This window comes from Aureimonas sp. AU4, from assembly GCF_001463765.1.
GTDB lineage: Bacteria > Pseudomonadota > Alphaproteobacteria > Rhizobiales > Rhizobiaceae > Aureimonas.
Genome location: NZ_BBWK01000014.1, coordinates 1 through 18,323, shown reverse-complemented (window position 1 = coordinate 18,323; position 18,323 = coordinate 1). Strand labels below are relative to the sequence as shown.

The 18,323-nt window shown below is 70.4% G+C and carries 11 protein-coding genes; 7 read left to right on the top strand and 4 right to left on the bottom strand.

Going from position 1 to position 18,323, the window contains the following annotated elements; genetic code table 11:
* Positions 1–26 precede the first annotated feature (26 nt).
* The 4 genes from ytfQ (at position 27) to yjfF (ending at position 4,618) form a co-directional block, all read left to right on the top strand.
* A complete protein-coding gene (gene ytfQ, locus AUL35_RS05165; protein WP_062012720.1) occupies positions 27–992 on the top strand; it encodes a galactofuranose ABC transporter, galactofuranose-binding protein YtfQ in 966 nt (321 codons plus the stop codon).
* A 112-nt stretch (positions 993–1,104) separates the two neighbouring features.
* Positions 1,105–2,625 carry a sugar ABC transporter ATP-binding protein gene (locus AUL35_RS05160; RefSeq protein WP_062012719.1) on the top strand — a complete coding sequence of 507 codons (1,521 nt, stop codon included), beginning with the start codon at positions 1,105–1,107 and terminating at the stop codon, positions 2,623–2,625.
* Entirely contained in the window at positions 2,622–3,659 is a 1,038-nt protein-coding gene (locus AUL35_RS05155; protein WP_062012718.1) for an ABC transporter permease, read from the top strand. Before AUL35_RS05160 ends, AUL35_RS05155 begins: the two co-directional genes overlap by 4 nt.
* The gene (gene yjfF, locus AUL35_RS05150) at positions 3,656–4,618 is read left to right on the top strand and encodes a galactofuranose ABC transporter, permease protein YjfF (protein ID WP_062012717.1); all 963 of its coding nucleotides are present in this window, start codon (positions 3,656–3,658) and stop codon (positions 4,616–4,618) included. Before AUL35_RS05155 ends, yjfF begins: the two co-directional genes overlap by 4 nt.
* A gap of 200 nt (positions 4,619–4,818) precedes the next feature.
* Here yjfF and AUL35_RS05145 read toward each other — a convergent pair whose 3' ends face one another.
* Positions 4,819–7,098 (bottom strand): NADP-dependent malic enzyme, encoded by a 2,280-nt coding sequence (locus AUL35_RS05145; RefSeq protein ID WP_062012716.1) that lies wholly within the window; start codon positions 7,096–7,098, stop codon positions 4,819–4,821.
* Positions 7,099–7,337: 239 nt separating this feature from the next.
* On the opposite strand from AUL35_RS05145, the gene AUL35_RS05140 reads away from it, so the two are divergent.
* Together AUL35_RS05140 and AUL35_RS05135 are read left to right on the top strand one after the other, a co-directional pair.
* A complete protein-coding gene (locus AUL35_RS05140; protein ID WP_062012715.1) occupies positions 7,338–8,477 on the top strand; it encodes an OpgC family protein in 1,140 nt (379 codons plus the stop codon).
* The gene (locus AUL35_RS05135) at positions 8,423–9,175 is read left to right on the top strand and encodes an SGNH/GDSL hydrolase family protein (RefSeq protein WP_062012713.1); all 753 of its coding nucleotides are present in this window, start codon (positions 8,423–8,425) and stop codon (positions 9,173–9,175) included. The genes AUL35_RS05140 and AUL35_RS05135 overlap by 55 nt, the downstream gene beginning before the upstream one ends.
* A gap of 7 nt (positions 9,176–9,182) precedes the next feature.
* Here the strand turns inward: AUL35_RS05135 and AUL35_RS05130 are convergent, their stop codons facing one another.
* From AUL35_RS05130 to metH, 3 genes are all read right to left on the bottom strand, one after another.
* Positions 9,183–12,323: an efflux RND transporter permease subunit gene (locus AUL35_RS05130; RefSeq protein ID WP_062012711.1), complete on the bottom strand. Its 3,141-nt coding sequence runs from the start codon at positions 12,321–12,323 to the stop codon at positions 9,183–9,185.
* Positions 12,320–13,555 (bottom strand): efflux RND transporter periplasmic adaptor subunit, encoded by a 1,236-nt coding sequence (locus tag AUL35_RS05125; protein WP_082666126.1) that lies wholly within the window; start codon positions 13,553–13,555, stop codon positions 12,320–12,322. The genes AUL35_RS05130 and AUL35_RS05125 overlap by 4 nt, the downstream gene beginning before the upstream one ends.
* A 112-nt stretch (positions 13,556–13,667) precedes the next feature.
* Positions 13,668–17,438, bottom strand: a complete 3,771-nt coding sequence (gene metH, locus AUL35_RS05120) for a methionine synthase (protein ID WP_082666125.1) — start codon at positions 17,436–17,438, stop codon at positions 13,668–13,670.
* Positions 17,439–17,621: 183 nt separating this feature from the next.
* Here metH and AUL35_RS05115 point away from each other — a divergent pair.
* Positions 17,622–18,323: CHASE3 domain-containing protein (locus AUL35_RS05115; protein ID WP_192847045.1), on the top strand; the 702-nt coding region annotated here is incomplete at its 3' end.

Genomic DNA, 18,323 nt, shown 5'->3' with positions numbered 1-18,323 from the left:
TCGGCTCTACGGGAGGTCTTCATCTCATGCGCATTCGCTCCACGCTCGCCGGCTTCGCGCTCGCGACCCTTCTCGCCTCGCCGGTGCTCGCCCAGAGCGGCATGACGGTCGGCTTCTCGCAGGTCGGCTCGGAGTCCGGCTGGCGCGCGGCCGAGACCTCGGTCACCCGCGAGGAGGCCAAGAAGCGCGGCATCGACCTCAAGTTCGCCGACGCCCAGCAGAAGCAGGAGAACCAGATCAAGGCGATCCGCTCCTTCGTGGCGCAAGGGGTGGACGCGATCCTGCTCGCCCCGGTCGTCGCCACGGGCTGGGACCAAGTCCTGGAAGAGGCCAAGGACGCCAAGATCCCGGTGGTCCTGCTCGACCGCAACATCGAGACCAAGGACGACTCGCTCTACCTAACCGCCGTGACCTCGGACCAGGTCCACGAGGGCAAGGTGGCGGGCGACTACCTCGTCGGCCAGGTCGGCTCCAAGCCCTGCAAGGTCGTCGAGCTCCAGGGCACCACGGGCTCCTCGCCCGCCATCGCCCGCAAGAAGGGCTTCGAGGAGGCCATCAAGGGCCACGACAACATCAGCCTTACCCGCTCCCAGACCGGCGACTTCACCCGCACCAAGGGCAAGGAAGTCATGGAGAGCTTCATCAAGGCAGAGAACGGCGGCAAGGACATCTGCGCGGTCTACGCCCATAACGACGACATGGCGGTGGGCGCCATCCAGGCCATCAAGGAAGCCGGCCTGAAGCCCGGCAGCGACATCATGGTCGTCTCGATCGACGCCGTGCCGGACATCTTCCAGGCGATGAGCAACGGCGAGGCCAACGCCACGGTCGAGCTGACGCCCAACATGGCCGGCCCCGCCTTCGACGCGCTGGAAGCCTACAAGAAGGACGGCAAGGAGCCGCCGAAGTGGATCCAGACCGAGTCCAAGCTCTACACGCAGAAGGACGACCCGAAGGCCGTCATGGAAGCCAAGAAGGGCATGGGATACTAAGCTCCCCGTCATCCTGACCGATCCGTGCCGCCGGGCCGGGAGCTTGTGGCTCCCGCCCGGCGGAACCGCCTCTGCCTCCGGGCGATGCGACATTTGTCTTCAGGTGCCAGCCATGTCCCCACCGCTCCTTGCGATCCGCGGCCTGACCAAGGCGTTCGTCGGCATCCGCGCGCTCGACGGCGTCGACCTGACCCTTCGGGCCGGCGAGATCCACGCGCTGCTCGGCGAGAACGGCGCCGGCAAGTCGACCCTCATCAAGACGCTCACCGGCATCTACCGGCGCGACGGCGGCTCGGCCGAGCTCGAGGGCCGCGCCATCGACCCCGCCGACAGCCGCGAGGCGCAGAGCCTGGGCATCGGCACCGTCTACCAGGAGGTGAACCTCCTGCCGAACCTTTCGGTCGCCGAGAACCTCTATCTCGGGCGCCAGCCGACCTGGGCGGGCCTGACGCGCACCGGCCTCATGCGTCGGCGGGCCAAGGCGCTGCTCGCCGAGCACGGCCTCGGCCACATCGACCCGAACGCCACGCTCGGCACCCTGTCGGTCGCCATCCAGCAGCTCGTCGCGATCGTGCGCGCCGTCGACGTGTCGGGCAAGGTGCTGATCCTCGACGAGCCGACGGCCAGCCTCGACGCCGCCGAGGTGGAAACGCTGTTCACGGCCATGCGCGCGCTTCGCGACCGGGGCCTTGCGATCCTCTTCGTCACCCACTTCCTCGACCAGGTCTTCGCGGTCTGCGACCGGGCGACCGTCCTGCGCAACGGCAAGCTAGTCGGCGAGCGCGCGATCCGCGACACCTCGACCGCCGAGATCGTGTCCCTGATGCTGGGCCGCGAGCTGCGCGCCGCCGTCGCCCACGCGCCGGCTGGCCCGGCGCAAAAGCGCACGGGCGAGCCGCGCGTGCGCTTCGAGCATTATGGCCGCCGCCGCGAGATCGAGCCCTTCGACCTCACGGTCCATCCCGGCGAGGCGGTGGGCGTCGCGGGGCTGCTGGGCTCGGGCCGCACCGAGACGGCGCGCCTCGTCTTCGGGGCGCTTCGCGCCGACGAGGGCCGCGCCTTCGTGGACGGCAGGCCGGTGCGCATCCAGAACCCGCGCACGGCCATCCGCCTCGGCTTCGGCTACTGCCCGGAGGAGCGCAAGGTCGAGGGCATCGTCGGCGACCTGTCGGTGCGCGAGAACATCATCCTCGCCCTCCAGGCGCGCCAGGGCTGGCGCAAGCCCCTGCCCATGCGCGAGCAGGTGCGCATCGCGGAGCGCTTCGTGAAGGCGCTCGACATCCGCACCACCGACATCGAGAAGCCGATCCGCCTCCTCTCGGGCGGCAACCAGCAGAAGGCGATCCTCGCCCGCTGGCTCGCCACCGAGCCGAGCTTCCTGATCCTCGACGAGCCGACGCGCGGCATCGACGTCGGCGCGCACGCCGAGATCGTGCGCCTGATCGAGGACCTGTGCCGCGACGGCATGGCCATGCTCGTCATCTCCTCGGAGCTCGAGGAGATCGCCGTCTATTCCGACCGCGTGCGCGTCCTTCGCGACCGACGCCATGTCGGCGACCTCGAGGGCGCCGCCGTCTCGCCCGACGGCATCATGGCGATGATCGCGTCCGGCCACACGAGGGATGCCGCATGAGCCTGCGCCGCGCCGCGCCCCAGATCGGGGCCCTCCTCCTCGTTCTCCTCGCCAACTGGGCCGTCTTCCCCGGCTTCTTCGACCTTGCCACGCGCGACGGCCGCCTCTACGGGCCGCTCGTCGACGTCCTCAACCGCGGCGCGCCGGTGATGCTGCTCGCCGTCGGCATGACGCTGGTGATCGCCACCAAGGGCGTCGACCTGTCGGTGGGCGCGACCATGGCGATCGCGGGAGCCGTCGCCGCGACCCTCACCGTCGCCGGATACCCGCCGGCCGTGGTGCTCGTGGCCGCGCTCGGCGTCGGCCTCCTCTGCGGCCTGTGGAACGGATTTCTCGTCGCGGTCCTCGACATCCAGCCGATCATCGCCACCCTGATCCTGATGGTCGCGGGCCGCGGCATCGCGCAGCTCGTCACCTCCGGCACGATCGTCACCTTCAACGATCCCGTTCTCTTCTTCATCGGCAGCGGCGCCTTTCTCGGCCTGCCCATGCCGGTCTGGATCGCGCTGATCGTGGCCTTCGGTGCGACGCTCCTCGTGCGGCGCACCGCGCTCGGCCTCCTGATCGAGGCCGTGGGCATCAACCGCCGCGCTTCGGCGCTGGCGGGCGTCGACGCCAAGGCGACGGTCGCCCTCGCCTATGTCGCCTCGGGGCTGTGCGCCTCGGTCGCGGGCGTCATCGCCGCCGCCGACATCCGGGGGGCGGATGCCAACAACGCGGGCCTCTGGCTGGAGCTCGACGCCATCCTCGCGGTCGTGATCGGCGGCACCTCGCTCATGGGCGGGCGCTTCTCGATCCTCCTGTCCTTGGTCGGCGCGCTCGTGATCCAGGCCATGAACACTGGCATTCTCCTATCGGGCTTCCCGCCGGAGATGAACCTCATCCTGAAGGCCGCGCTGATCGCCCTGATCCTGGTCGTGCAGTCGCCGGCCTTCGGCGGCCTTGCACAGTTCCTTCGCCGCTCGCGCGCCCAGGACGCGCCCACCGTGCCGCCCGCCGCCAAGGCCCCCGCCGCCGGAGCCCGCATCCGATGAACGCCCGCTTCCTGCCCCTTCTCGTCACGCTCGGCGTCTTCGCGCTCGCCTTCGCCCTGTCCTCGCTCCAGTTCCCGGCGATCCTGTCGACGCGCGTCGTCGCCAACCTCCTCACCGACAACGCCTTCCTCGGCATCATCGCGGTCGGCATGACCTTCGTGATCCTGTCGGGCGGCATCGACCTGTCGGTCGGCTCGGTGGTCGCCTTCACCGGCGTGTTCCTCGCCGTGACGATGCGTGACGGCTACCCCCCTTACGCGATGATCGCCGCGATCCTCGTGATCTCGGCGCTCTTCGGCGCGCTCATGGGCGCGATGATTCACTACCTCCAGACGCCGCCCTTCATCGTGACGCTGGCCGGCATGTTCCTGGCGCGCGGCGGCTGCTACCTCCTCACCACCGAGGCGGTGCCGATCTCGAACCCCGCCTTCGACGCGCTCCAGTCCATCTACTGGCGCATGCCCGGCGGCGGGCGCCTGAGCTTCGTCGCCATGGTGATGCTGGCCGTCTTCGCACTCGGCATCCTCGTCGCCCACCGCACGCGCTTCGGCACCTACGTCTATGCGCTCGGCGGCGACCGCACCTCGGCCGAGCTCATGGGGGTGCCCGTGGCCCGCACCACGGTCGGCATCTACGCCCTGTCGAGCTTTCTCGCCGGCGTGGCGGGCGTCGTCTTCGCGCTCTACACCTCGTCCGGCTACTCGCTCGCCACCGTCGGCGTCGAACTCGACGCCATCGCCGCCGTCGTGATCGGGGGAACGCTGCTGACCGGCGGCGTCGGCTTCGTCGCCGGCACCTTCGTCGGCATCCTCATCTCCGGCCTGATCCAGACCTACATCGTCTTCGACGGCACGCTCTCGTCCTGGTGGACCAAGATCGCCATCGGCATCCTCCTGTTCGGCTTCATCGCCCTCCAGCGCAGCCTCACCAAGCGCACCGCGCTCGCGCAGGCGGCTTAGCGAACAGGAGCGGGGCTGCCGCCCCGGTCCCCGCTCGGGAAAGACTTCCCGAACCCTTCCTTTCGTTTGGAGATCTTTTCCGAGACCGGGCGGGGCCTGCGGCCCCGCCCGGTCTCGGACACGCTTCAAATGAAGAGGGGTCCAGGGGAAATCATTTCCCCTGGCAGGGGTGCAGGGGACGGCGTCCCCTGCGCTGACCGCTACTCGCCCGCCGAGAAGGCGGCGAAGGCGGCCATGTTGAGGATGTCGGTGTCGCGCGCGCCGAGGTTGACGATCTGGACCGCCTTGTCGAAGCCGATGAGGACCGGGCCGATCACGGTCGAGCCGCCGAGTTCCTGCACCATCTTGGTGCCGATCGAGGCCGAGTGGAAGGCGGGCATGACGAGGACGTTGGCGGGTCCGGTCAGGCGGCAGAAGGGGTAGAGCGCCATCAGCTCCGGGTTGAGGGCGACGTCCGCCGCCATCTCGCCGTCGAACTCGAAGTCCGCCCCGCGCTGTCCGAGGATCGCGACGGCCTCGCGCACGCGCTCGGAGCGCTCGGAGGGCGGGTGGCCGAAGGTGGAGTGGGCGAGGAAGGCGACGCGCGGCTCGTGGCCGAGGCGCTTGGCGAAGCCCGCCGCCTGCCGGGCGATCGTGGCGAGTTCCTCGGCCGAGGGCATGGCGTGGACGGCGGTGTCGGCGACGAAGGTCGTGCGCCCCTTGGCGATCACGATCGAGACGCCGATCACGGTCTCGCCGGGGCGCTCGTCGAAGACGTGGCGCACGTCCTCCAGCACGACCGAGTAGTTGCGCGTGAGGCCCGACACCATGGCGTCGGCGTCGCCCAGCGCGACCATGGCGGCGGCGAAGTGGTTGCGGTCCGTGTTGATCAGGCGATGGCAGTCGCGCTGCAGGTAGCCGTGCCGCTGGAGGCGGCCGTAGAGATATTCGGAATAACGGTCGTTGCGCGTCGAAAGGCGGGCGTTGACGATCTCCAGCCCCTCGCGCAGCTCGACGCCCGCCTCGCGCGCCGCCTCGCGCACGGCGTCCTCGCGCCCGACGAGAATGGCCCCGCCGAGCCCCTGCGCGACATAGGAGGCGGCGGCGCGGATCACCTGCGCCTCCTCGCCTTCCGCGAACACCACCCGGCGCGGGCGCTGGCGCAGTTGCGCGAAGAGATTCTGGAAGGTGCCGGCGGTAGGATCGCGCCGCGAGGCGAGCTGGTTGCGGTAGCTGTCCCAGTCCGCGATCGCGGCCCGCGCGACGCCGCTTTCCATCGCGGCCTTCGCCACGGCCTCGGGGACATGGGTGATGAGGCGCGGATCGAACGGCGCGGGGATGATGTAGTCGCGCCCGAAGCGCGGCCGTCCCGCGCCCTTGTAGGCGGAGGCGACCGCGTCCGGCACGTCCTCGCGGGCGAGATCGGCGAGCGCCTGCGCGGCCGCGATCTTCATGGCGTCGTTGATCTGCGTGGCGCGCACGTCCAGCGCGCCGCGGAAGATGTAGGGGAAGCCGAGGACGTTGTTGACCTGGTTGGGATAGTCCGAACGCCCGGTCGCCACGATCGCGTCGTCGCGGATGGCGTGCGCTTCTTCCGGCGTGATCTCGGGATCGGGATTGGCCATGGCGAAGATGATGGGATTGGGCGCCATGGAGCGCACCATCTCGGCCGACAGCGCGCCCTTGGCCGAGACGCCGAAGAAGACGTCGGCGCCCACCATCGCCTCAGCGAGCGTGCGCGCGTCGGTGCGCGCGGCGTGCGCCGACTTCCACTGGTTCATGCCCTCCGTGCGGCCCTGGTAGATCACGCCCTTGGTGTCGCACAGGATGACGTTGTCGTGCGGCACGCCCATGGCCTTGACGAGCTCGATGCAGGCGATGCCGGCCGCCCCCGCCCCGTTGCAGACGAGCTTGATGTCGCCGATCTCGCGGCCCGTCAGGTGCAGGGCGTTGATGATGCCGGCCGCCGCGATGATCGCGGTGCCGTGCTGGTCGTCGTGGAAGACCGGAATGTCCATCAGCTCGCGCAGGCGCTGCTCGATGATGAAGCACTCGGGGGCCTTGATGTCCTCGAGGTTGATGCCGCCGAACGAGGGGCCGAGGTAGCGCACGGCCTCGACGAACTTGTCGGGGTCCTCGGTGTCGAGCTCGAGGTCGATCGAATCGACGTCGGCGAAGCGCTTGAAGAGGACGGCCTTGCCTTCCATCACGGGCTTGGAGGCGAGCGCGCCGAGGTTGCCGAGGCCCAGGATCGCGGTGCCGTTCGAGATCACGGCCACCATGTTGCCGCGCGTCGTGTAGTCGAAGGCGGCGGCGGGGTCCTCGGCGATGGCAAGCACCGGTACGGCGACGCCCGGCGAATAGGCGAGGCTGAGGTCGCGCTGCGTCGCCATGGGCTTGGTGGGCTGGACCTCCAGCTTGCCGGGGCGCCCCTCGGCGTGGAAGGCGAGCGCCTCGGCGGGTGTGAAGCGGATGCCGCTCCTGCGCTTCTCGTCGGCCATCCCGTTCCTCCCCTGCGATCGCGGACGCTCCCCGTCCCGCTACCCTGTTTCGGCGGGCACGGCGCCCGCGTCAACCTCGCGCAAAGGGTGGACGGCCCCGCGAAGCGTTCGCCCCGACGGTTGACGGCGGCCCCTTCGGTGCAAGATGTAAGGCGGACGAACAGACGCGGTGCGCCCTCCGGCGTTCCGCGCGCCAGGCGACGATCTGCGTCCTGCGGCGCGTGAAACATGGAAGGCGCATGAGACAGGTGGACCCGGAGCGGACGGGCGCGCGGCGCGTTCTCTCGATCGACTTCTGGCGCGGGCTCGCGCTCCTGACGATCTTCGTCAACCACATGCCCGGCAACGCCTTCGAGCGGTTCACGCACCGCAACGTCGGCTTCTCGGACGCGACCGAGGTCTTCGTGCTCCTGGCGGGCGTGGCGGTGGCCTTCGTCTACCTGCCGCTGTTCCGGGCGGGTCGCGGCATGGCGGGGGCCTTCCGCATCCTCCAGCGCGCCTTCCAGCTCTACATGGCGCAGATCGTGCTCGTGATCCTCAGCGCAGCGGTGATCGCGCGCACGGTGGCGATTACGGGCGATCTGCGCTTCTACGAGATGCTGAGCCTCGACGTCCTGATCAACGACACGGTCGAAAGCCTGATGGGTTTGGCGACGCTGGGCCTCCAGCCCGCCTATCTCAACATCCTGCCGGTCTACATCGCGCTCCTGGCGGCGGCGCCGGTCCTTCTTTTCGTGCGCGTGCGCCTCGGTCGGGCGGCGCTGCTCCTGGCCTCCGGCGCCTTGTATGTCGCGGCCCAGCTCCTCTGGCTGAACGTTCCCACCTACCCGGTGGGCGGCTGGTGGTTCCTGAACCCCTTCGCCTGGCAGTTGCTGTTCGTGATCGGCATCCTCTTGGGCGAGCGGATCGCGAGCGGCGAACCCCGCGGGGCGCCAACGCTCCTCGACGCGGCCGCCCTTCTCTACGTGCTCCTGTCGGCCGTCTGGATCGTCAGCGGCTTCCGGCCCGAGTTCAGTCCGTCCTGGCTGCCGCGCTTCGCCTTCGAGTTCGACAAGACCTACCTGACCCTGCCGCGCCTTCTCCACGTGCTGGCGCTGGCGCTCGTCGTCTCGCGCCTGCCGCTGGAGCGGTGGCTGGCGCAAAGCCGCTCGGCCTGGCCCTTCGTCGTGCTCGGGCGCCATTCGCTTTCGGTCTTCTCGCTGGGCACGATCCTCGCCATCATCGGGCAGATGATCCGCACCCAGACCGGGAACGACATCGCGGTGGACAGCGTCCTGGTGGGCGGCGGCATCCTCATCCAGCTTTGTCTTGCGGGAGTCCTCGAATGGCAGCGATCGCGAAGCCCCTCCTCCTCGCCGGCCTCCTCGCCGGCGCGGTAGCGGCGGGCCTGGCGCTTCGAGGCTCACACGAGGCGGAAGCGCCCGCCCCTTCCCTCGCGCAGGCCGCGCCGGCGCAGGCGACAGCGGTTCCCGCGGTCGGCCCGGCCTGCCAGGTGCCCGACCAGTTCCTGCGCCTGGCCGGCGGCCTGGAGCGCACGGAGACGCTGATCACCCACCGGCGGCCCGTGCGCGTGGTGATGATGGACGCGACCGCGACCGCCCACCAGATCCTGGGAGCGGCGCTGGAGCGGCGCATTCCGGGCGCGCGCTTCGAGATCGCCGCCGTCTCCTCGGCCGGCCTCGCCGCCGAGGACGGGCAGAGCATCCGCCGCATCCTCCAGCAGGTGAAGCCCGACCTCGTGGTCTGGCCGGTGGGCGTGCGCGACGCGCTCGCCTCCAGCGACATCCGCGCCTTCGGCGACGCGCTCGACACGACGCTGGCCTGGAGCGAGGCGGCGGGCGCCGACCTTCTCCTGGTGGACCCGCCCTTCGTGCCGCGCGTCCAGCACGAGAGCCTCTACGCCCCTTACGTCAGCGAGATCGCGGCGGTCGGCCGGGAGGAGCAGGTGCCGGTGCTGCGGCGCTACGCGGCGATGCGCTACCTGTCCGAGGACGCGCCTCGCGTCCTGCCTGTTGCCGACCAGCGCCCCTGCGCGCTCGACCTCATGGCCGAGGCGATCTCGCGCGTCGTGCGCTGAAGGGCAGCTACTCCGCCGCCGCCGGCAGGGCGTCGGAGACGGGCTGCGCGACCGCGTGCGGCCCGGCGTCCCGCGCGCGGCGCCGGCCCAGGCCCCGCAGCCATCCGCCCAGCCGTTCGACCTGAACGAAGACCACGGGCGTGATGAAGAGCGTCAGCACCTGGCTGACCAGGAGGCCGCCGACCACCGCCACGCCGAGCGGCTGGCGCAGCTCCGACGAGGCGCCCGTGCCGAGCGCGATCGGCAGCGCGCCGATCAGCGCGCAGAAGGTCGTCATCATGATCGGGCGGAAGCGGCGCACGGCCGCCTCGCGGATCGCGTCCCTCGCGCCCATGCCCTCCTCGCGGCGCAGTTCCAGCGCCACGTCGATCATCATGATCGCGTTCTTCTTCACGATGCCGATCAGCATCAGGAGGCCGATCACCGCGATGATCGAGAGGTCGAAGCCCAGAAGCTCCAGCGACAGGAGCGCGCCGAGCGCGGCCGAGGGCAGGCCCGACAGGATGGTGAGCGGGTGGAGGAAGCTCTCGTAGAGGATGCCGAGCACGATGTAGATCGTTAGAACCGCCGCCCCGATCAGGAGGCCGAGATTGCCGGTCGCCTGCTGGAAGACCTGCGCGGTGCCGCCGTAGCTCGTGAAGACGTTGGCGGGCAGACCGATCTCGCTCTCGATCGCCGAGACGCGTTCGGTGGCCGTGCCGAGCGACACGCCGGCCGGCAGGTTGAAGGACAGCGTCACCGAGGTCAGCTGCCCCGTCTGGTTGACCGTGACCGGACCGCTCGCACGCTCCACATGGGCAAAGCTCGCCAAGGGCACGAGCTGGCCGCCCGAACCCGCCACGCGGATCGCGGCGAGCGCGTTCTCGTCCCAGCCGAAATCCTCCCGGTACTCGAGGATCACGTCGTAGCTGTTGCCGGTGGACTGGATCTGCGTGACGGCGAGCGTGCCGAAGCCGGCCTCCAGCGCGGTGCGAAGGTCTTCGGCCGAGATGCCGAGCGCGTCGGCACGGTCGCGGTCCACCACGATGCGGGCCTGGAGGCCGTCGTCCTGGAGGTCGGTCGCGACGTCCGTGAAGGTCGCGCGGTCGGCGCGCAGCTTGTCCTCGATCCGGCCCGACCAGTCGCGCGCGGCCGCCGCGTCCAGCGACTGGACCACGAGCTGGTACTGGCTCTGAGAGGAGCGGCCGCCGAAGCGCAGGCTCTGGACGGGCGTCGGGAAGGAGCGCAGGCCCGGGATCTTCCCGAGCTCCCGGCGCAGCGAGGCGAGCGTCTTTTCCAGCGGCGGGCGTTCGGTCTTGGGGCGCAGCTGCACGAACATGTTGCCGCTGTTGGTGGCCGAGCCGCCGGGGCCGCCGCCGAGCGTCGAGGTGACATGCAGCACGGCGGGGTCGGCGGACACGGCCTTGGCGGCCTGCGACTGGAGCGCCGACATGGCCTCGTAGGAGATGTCCTGGCGCCCCTGCGTCGAGATCGTCAGGAGCCCCGTGTCCTCCTGCGGGAAGAAGGAGCGCGGCAGGTCCGCCATGAGCCAGGCGGAGGCGCCGAACGACAGAAGGAACACGGCCGCGATGAAGCCCTGGCGGCGCAGGCACCAGTCGACCGAGCGCCCGTAGGCGGCGGTCACGCGATCGAAGCCCTGGCCGAAGCGAAAGGCGAGGCCGCGCGAGGGCGGCGCCGAATGGGGCAGGCGCGCGGCGAGCATGGGGGTGAGCGTCAGCGACACCACCGCCGAGGCGAGGATGGCGAGCGTCACCACCATGCCGAACTCGAGCAGGACGCGGCCCACCACGCCGCCCATCAGGAGGATCGGCAGGAACACGGCGACCAGCGACAGCGACATGGAGACGATCGTGCCGGCCACCTCGCCGGAGCCCTGGAGCGCGGCCTGCATCGGCGCCGCGCCCTCTTCGGTGTGCCGCACGATGTTCTCGAGCATGACGATGGCGTCGTCCACCACGAGGCCGACCGAGAGCGTCAGCGCCAGCAGCGAGAGGTTATCGATGGAGTAGCCGAGCGCGTACATGGCGGCGAAGGTGGCGACCAGCGACAGCGGCACGGCGGCGGCCGGCACCAGCGTCGCGGCGACGCGGCCGAGGAACAGGTAGATCACGAGGATCACCAGCGCGATCGTCAGCATCAGCGTGAACTGGACGTCCTCCACCGCCGCCGAGATCGAGCGAGAGGCGTCGTTGGTGACCTCGACATGCATGGAGGCCGGCAGGCTCGCCTCGATCTCCGGCAGCTTGGCGCGGATGGCGTCCACCACCTCCACCGTGTTGGCGCCCGGCTGGCGCTGGACGGCGAGAACGATCGCGGGCTGGCCGTCGAGCCAGGACCCCTGGCGCGTGTTGGACACGCTGTCGGTGACGGTGGCCACATCCCCGAGCCGCACGGTCTGGCCGTTCGGACGCGCGATCACGAGGGTGCGGAACTCGTCGGCCTCGGTGCGCTGCGTCGGCGCGTCGACCGTGAGGGTCTGGGTCGGCGTCTGGAGCGTTCCGACCGGCGTCTGGTCGTTGGCCGCGCGCAGGGCCGAGGCGACCTGGTTCATGGAGAGCGAGCGTCCGGCAAGCTGCACCGGATCGACGCCGACCCGCACCGCGAAGGTCTTGGAGCCGTAGACCTGCGCCTGCGCGACGCCCGACACGGTGGACAGGGCGGGTGAGACGACGTTCTCGGCGAGGTCGTCGACCTTGGTGAGCGGCGCGCCGTCGGAGACGAGCGCCAGCAGCAGGACGGGCGCGTCGGCGGGGTTGGCCTTGCGGTAGCTCGGAGGCGTCGTCAGGTTGTCGGGCAGCTGGCGCGTCGTTCGCGCGATCGCGGCCTGCACGTCGGCGGCCGCCGCGTCGATGTCGCGCGACAGGTCGAACTGCAGCGTGATCGAGGTGTTGCCGAGCGAGGAGCGCGCCGAGATCGTGTCGATGCCGGCGATCGTCTCGAACTGCTTGATGAGGGGGGTGGCGACCGCGCTCGCCATCGTGTCGGGCGAGGCGCCGGCGAGCTGCGCCGAGACGTTGATCGTCGGGAAGTCGGCCTGCGGCAGGGCGGCGACCGGCAGGAGCCTGTAGGCGGCCAGCCCCGCGATCATCACGGCCAGCGACAGGAGGATGGTGGCGACCGGGCGGCGGATGAAGAGGGTCGAGTTCACGACTTGTCCTCCGCCGGCTTGTCGGTGGCGGCGACCGGACCGCCCTCCGCGGGCTGGGGCGCGGCTTCTTTCACCTCCACACGCGAGCCGGCGCGAAGGCCGCCCTGCCCTTCGGTGACGACGCGCTCGCCCGCCTTGAGGCCCGCGGAAAGCCCCGCCTGATCGCCGACCCTGAGGGCCACCGTGACGGGGCGAACCTCCACGGTCGCGTCCGCGCCGACCACGTAGACCGCCGAGCCGTCCTCGCGCGGCTCGACCGCGACGCCGGGCACGACCACGAGCCCGCCCTGCAGGCCGGCCTGTGCCCGCACCGCGATGGATTGGCCGGGCACGAGCGCGCCGTCGTCGTTGGGAAGGCGCGCGCGCAGGCGGATCGTGCCCGACGCCTGGTCCACCGCGTTGTCGATGAAGACCACGGGACCGGTGCGGGCCGGCGTGCTCTCGCCGGGCGGGTCGATCGTGGCCTGAAGCGTTCCGGCCTGGAGGGAGGCCTGAAGAAGGTCGAGGTCGTTCTCGGGCAGAGAGAACTCGGCGAGCACCGGCGAGACCTGCGTCAGCGTCGCGATCGCGGTGCCTGGCGTGACCAGCGTGCCGAGCGAGGGCGAGACGACGCCGAGTCGCCCGTCGAAGGGCGCGCGGATCTGCGTCTTGTCGAACGCGACATGATCGGCGGCGAGCGCCGCGCGGTCCACCGCGACCGTCGCGGTCGCGCTGCGCACCGCCGTGCGGGCGTCGTCGCCCGCCTGGCTGGTGGCGGCCCCCGACGCGACGAGCCGCTCGATGCGCGCAAGCGAGTCGTTGGCGGCATCCAGGGTCGCCTGGTCGCGCGCCACGGCCGCCTCGTCCTTGGTGACCAGCGCCTTGGCGGCGCGGTCGTCGAGCCGCGCGACGAGGTCGCCCGCCTTGATGCTCGCCCCGTCGCCCACCGCGATCTCGGCGATCGTGCCCGCCGTCTCGCTGGTGAGGACCGTGGATGCCACGGGACGCACCCAGCCGATGGAGTCGCGCAGGATCGGCAGCGAGCCGTCGGCGGCGGTCGCCACCGTGACCGTGGCCGTGCCCCCCTGCGAGCGGCCCCGCCCGCCGCCCTTGCCGCCGCTCCCGTCCTGTTCGCCGCCCTGCGAGGGCAGATAGGCGGCCAGCGCGGGCGGCAGGTAGGGAGCGATCCGGTCGCGCTCGACGACGGCGGCCGCGATCAGAACGACGAGAACGAGAATGAACCAGCGGCGCATGCGGCCCGATCCTTACGGACGCGCGACGGCGCGGCCTCTTCACCCCAATGTTATGGGCACGTGATCGCTCGGGAAAGCGATGGCCGCCTTAAATTACTGCAATGCAGCGATCTCAGGCCGCCGCTCGCTCCGCCGGAACGTAGTTCAGGATCGGCCCGAGCCAGCGCTCGACCTCCGCCACCGCCATGCCCTTGCGCCGCGCGTAGTCCTCGACCTGGTCGCGCTCGACCTTGGCGACGCCGAAATAATAGCTGTCGGGATGCGACAGGTAGAGGCCGGAGACCGAGGATCCCGGCCACATGGCGTAGCTCTCCGTCAGGCTGACGCCGGCGGCCTTTTCCGCGTCCAGCAGCCGGAACAGCGTCACCTTCTCCGTGTGGTCGGGCTGGGCGGGATAGCCGGGCGCGGGGCGGATGCCCCGGTAGGGCTCGCCGATGAGATCCTCCGGCGCGAAGCCCTCGTCGGGCGCGTACCCCCAGAGTTCGCGGCGCACCAGCTCGTGCATGCGCTCGGCGAACGCCTCCGCCAGCCGGTCGGCGAGCGCTTTCACCAGGATCGCCGAATAGTCGTCGTTGCTCTTCTCGAAGCGGTTGCTGATCGCCTCCTCCTGCGGGCCGGCCGTCACCACGAAGCCGCCGAGATAGTCCGGCAGGCCCGTCTCCAGCGGTGCCACGAAGTCGGCAAGCGCGGCGTTCGGCCGATCGGTCCGCTTGGCGATCTGCTGGCGCAGGGTGAAGAAGGTCGCCAGCTCCTCTTCTCGCGCCTCGTCGGTGAAGAGGCGGATGTCGTCGCCGACGGCCCCGGCCGGCCAGAAGCCGACCACAGCACGGGGCTGGAACCACCGTTCCTCGACGATCTGCTTCAGCATCCCTTGCGCGTCCGCGAAGAGCTGGCGCGCGGCCTCGCCTTGGGCCGCATCCTCCAGGATCGCGGGATAGCGGCCCTTCAGTTCCCAGGTCTGGAAGAAGGGCGTCCAGTCGATGTAGCGGGCGAGCTCGGCCAGGTCCCAGGTCTCGAACGTGCGCGTGCCGAGGAAGCTCGGGCGCGGCGGCGCGTAGCCCAACCAGTCGACCGCGATCCTGTTGGCGCGGGCCTCGCCGAGCGGCATGCGCCGCTTCTCGGCCTCGGAGCGGGCATGGGCCTCGGCGACCTTGCGGTACTCGGCGCGGATGCCGTCCGCGTAGCTCTCGCGCGTTTCCGGCGACAGGAGGTTCGACACGACGCCGACCGCACGGCTGGCATCCGTCACATAGACCGTCTGGCCGCGCCGGTAGCGCGGGTCGATCTTCACGGCCGTGTGGACGCGGCTCGTCGTGGCGCCTCCGATGAGAAGCGGGATGTCGAGCCCCTCGCGCTCCATCTCGGCCGCCACGTGCACCATCTCGTCGAGCGAGGGGGTGATGAGGCCCGACAGGCCGATCACGTCGACCTGGCGTTCCCTCGCCGTCTCCAGGATCTTGGCGGCCGGCACCATGACGCCGAGGTCGATCACCTCGTAGTTGTTGCAGCCGAGCACGACGCCGACGATGTTCTTGCCGATGTCGTGGACGTCGCCCTTGACGGTCGCCATCAGGATGCGGCCCGCCGTGGAGCGCTCCGAGCCGCCGTTCAGCCGCTTCTCCTCCTCCATGAAGGGCAGGAGATGGGCGACGGCCTGCTTCATGACGCGGGCGGACTTCACCACCTGCGGCAGGAACATCTTGCCCGACCCGAACAGGTCGCCGACCGTGTTCATGCCCGCCATGAGCGGGCCCTCGATCACGTGAAGCGGGCGCTCGGACTGGAGGCGCGCTTCCTCGGTGTCGGCCTCAATGAACTCGGTGATGCCGTTGACGAGAGCATGAGCCAGGCGCGCCTCGACCGGGCCCTCGCGCCACGAGAGATCCTTGGCCTTCGCCTCGCGCCCGCCCTGGCCCTTGGTGCGCTCGGCCAGCTCCAAGAGGCGCTCGGTCGGCGACTGGCCGCCCCGGCCCGGCCGGTCGAGGACGACGTCCTCGCAAGCCTCGCGCAGCTCGGGGTCGATCGCGTCGTAGACCGCGAGCTGGCCCGCGTTGACGATGCCCATGTCCATGCCCGCCTGGATGGCGTGGTAGAGGAACACGGCGTGCATGGCCTCGCGCACCGGCTCGTTGCCGCGGAACGAGAAGGAGAGGTTCGACACGCCGCCCGACACGTGGGCGTGCGGCAGCTCTTCGCGGATGAAGCGCGCGGCCTCGATGAAGGCGACGCCGTAGCCGTCGTGCTCCTCGATGCCGGTCGCGACCGCGAAGACGTTGGGATCGAAGACGATGTCCTCGGGCGGGAAGCCGTCCGCGACCAGGAGGTCGTAGGCGCGCCGGCAGATCGCCTGCTTGCGCTCCAGCGTGTCGGCCTGCCCCTCCTCGTCGAAGGCCATGACGACGACGGCCGCGCCGTAGAGGCGGCACAGGCGCGCGTGCTCGAGGAAGCTCTCGACGCCTTCCTTCATGGAGATGGAGTTGACGATCGGCTTGCCCTGCACGCACTGCAGCCCGGCCTCGATCACCTCCCACTTCGACGAGTCGATCATCACCGGCACGCGGGCGATGTCGGGCTCGGCGGCGACGAGGTTCAGGAAGTCGACCATCGCCTTCTTCGAGTCGATCAGGCCCTCGTCCATGTTGACGTCGATCACCACAGCGCCGTTCGCCACCTGCTCGCGCGCGACCTCGAGCGCGGCCGGGTAGTCGCCGTTGGTGACGAGCTTGCGGAAACGGGCCGAGCCCGTGACGTTGGTGCGCTCGCCGACGTTCACGAAGGGAATGTCCGCCGTCAGCGCGAAGGGCTCGAGGCCCGACAGGCGCATGACGGGATGGAGCTTGGGAACCTCACGCGTCCGCAAGCCCGCGACGGCGTCGTGTATCGCGCGGATATGCTCGGGCGTCGAGCCGCAGCAGCCGCCGACCACGTTGATCAGCCCTTCCTCCGCAAAGCCGCGCACCTGACGCGCCATCGCGTCCGGCGTCTCGTCGTACTGGCCGAACTCGTTGGGCAGGCCGGCATTGGGATAGGCGCACAGGAACGTGTCGGCGACGCCCGAGAGCTCCGCCAGATGCGGGCGCATGGCTTCCGCGCCGAGCGCGCAGTTCAGGCCGATCGTGAAGGGCCTGGCATGGCGCACCGAGTGCCAGAAGGCGGTCGGCGTCTGGCCCGACAGGGTGCGGCCCGACAGGTCCGTGATCGTCCCCGAGATCATCACGGGCAGGCGGATGCCGCCTTCCGCGAACACCTCTTCCGCGGCGAAGATCGCCGCCTTGGCGTTCAGCGTGTCGAAGATCGTCTCGATCAGGACGATGTCGGAGCCCCCGTCCACGAGGCCCCGGATCTGCTGGGCATAGGCTTCGCGCAACTGGTGGAACGTGACGGCGCGAAAGCCGGGATCGTTGACGTCGGGCGAGATCGAGGCCGTGCGGTTGGTGGGGCCGACCGCGCCCGCCACGAAGCGGCGTCGCCCGTCGGCGGCCTCGGCGCGGATCGCCGCCCGGCGCGCCACCGTCGCGCCTTCCCGGTTCAGCTCGTAGACCACCGCCTCCATCTGGTAGTCGGCCTGCGCGATCGTGGTCCCCGAGAACGTGTTGGTCTCGACGATGTCGGCGCCCGCCATCAGGTAGGCGAAGTGGATGTCCTCGATGGCACGCGGCTGCGTCAGGACGAGAAGGTCGTTGTTGCCCTGAAGGTGGCAGGCGCAGTCGCCGAAGCGGTCGCCCCGGAAATGCTCCTCGCCGAGGCCCAGACCCTGGATCTGCGTTCCCATCGCGCCGTCGAGGATCAGGATGCGCTCGGACGCGGCCTTCCTCAGCGCCGTCATCGGATCGTCGCGGTGGCTCGCGCGGGGGGCGAACAGGGTCTCGGAAGCGCTCGACATGGCGGACTCGCAAGGCTGGCCGGTGTCCCGGCCATGGCGCGCCCGGGACATATAAGGATGTCCTTATATGATACCGCACCGCTTGGCGAGCGAGGCGACGGCCATGGCGCTCGGGATGCGGCGCCTTAGATGGCGGCTCGGGCTAGCGAGCGGCGCGGCGGATCAGGGGAGCGGACAGGCAAGATGGTCGACTGGTCGTGGCGGGCCCTGCGCCGGAACACCCTGACGACGCCCGTCCTCCTGCGCTCGATCCCGGTCGGCGTCGTGATCGCGGCGGGCGTTCTTGCCACGGGCTGGACGCACCGGCTGCTCGCCGACCACCAGGGGCTGGTGGTCCACACGTTCGAGGCGATCGACAACACCAAGGATGTCCTGATCGGGCTCGACGATGCCGAGACCGGCCAGCGCGGCTATCTCCTGAGCGGCGACCGGCGCTATCTCGACCCCTATGACAAGGCGCTGGGACGCTTGTGGCGGCTGCGCGGCGAGTTGCGCTCGCACATCTCCGACAATGCCGCGCAGGTCGAGCGCGTATCGCAGCTCGATGCGCTGGTGGACACGAAGCTGGCGGAACTCAAGGATTCGATCGCGCTTCACGACAGCCAGGGCTTCGAGGCGGCGCGCGACCGCGAGGTCGCGATGATGGAGCGCGCCACGATGGATCGGATCCGCGCGGTGATCGGCGAGATCACGCGCGGCGAGACCGCGCTTCTCGCCGAGCGCCAGAGCGAGGTCGATCGCGACGAGCGGCGCATCCGCTGGGTGGCGGTGGCGATCGCCCTCGCCTCGTTCCTGACGCGGGCCGGCGTCGAGGTGTATCTCGCGCGGCGCGAGCGGCGGCGGCGCGGGCGGGAGGCGGCTTCGCCGCCCGGCCCGGCCCCTAGC

Excerpts from the sequence above, each read along its gene's own strand:
- AUL35_RS05155 (WP_062012718.1), top strand. The coding sequence starts at position 2,622 with ATGAGCCTGCGCCGCGCCGCGCCCCAGATCGGGGCCCTCCTCCTCGTT.
- AUL35_RS05160 (WP_062012719.1), top strand. The coding sequence starts at position 1,105 with ATGTCCCCACCGCTCCTTGCGATCCGCGGCCTGACCAAGGCGTTCGTC.
- AUL35_RS05140 (WP_062012715.1), top strand. The coding sequence starts at position 7,338 with ATGAGACAGGTGGACCCGGAGCGGACGGGCGCGCGGCGCGTTCTCTCG.
- AUL35_RS05125 (WP_082666126.1), bottom strand. The coding sequence starts at position 13,555 with ATGCGCCGCTGGTTCATTCTCGTTCTCGTCGTTCTGATCGCGGCCGCC.
- ytfQ (WP_062012720.1), top strand. The coding sequence starts at position 27 with ATGCGCATTCGCTCCACGCTCGCCGGCTTCGCGCTCGCGACCCTTCTC.
- yjfF (WP_062012717.1), top strand. The coding sequence starts at position 3,656 with ATGAACGCCCGCTTCCTGCCCCTTCTCGTCACGCTCGGCGTCTTCGCG.
- metH (WP_082666125.1), bottom strand. The coding sequence starts at position 17,438 with ATGTCGAGCGCTTCCGAGACCCTGTTCGCCCCCCGCGCGAGCCACCGC.
- AUL35_RS05145 (WP_062012716.1), bottom strand. The coding sequence starts at position 7,098 with ATGGCCGACGAGAAGCGCAGGAGCGGCATCCGCTTCACACCCGCCGAG.
- AUL35_RS05135 (WP_062012713.1), top strand. The coding sequence starts at position 8,423 with ATGGCAGCGATCGCGAAGCCCCTCCTCCTCGCCGGCCTCCTCGCCGGC.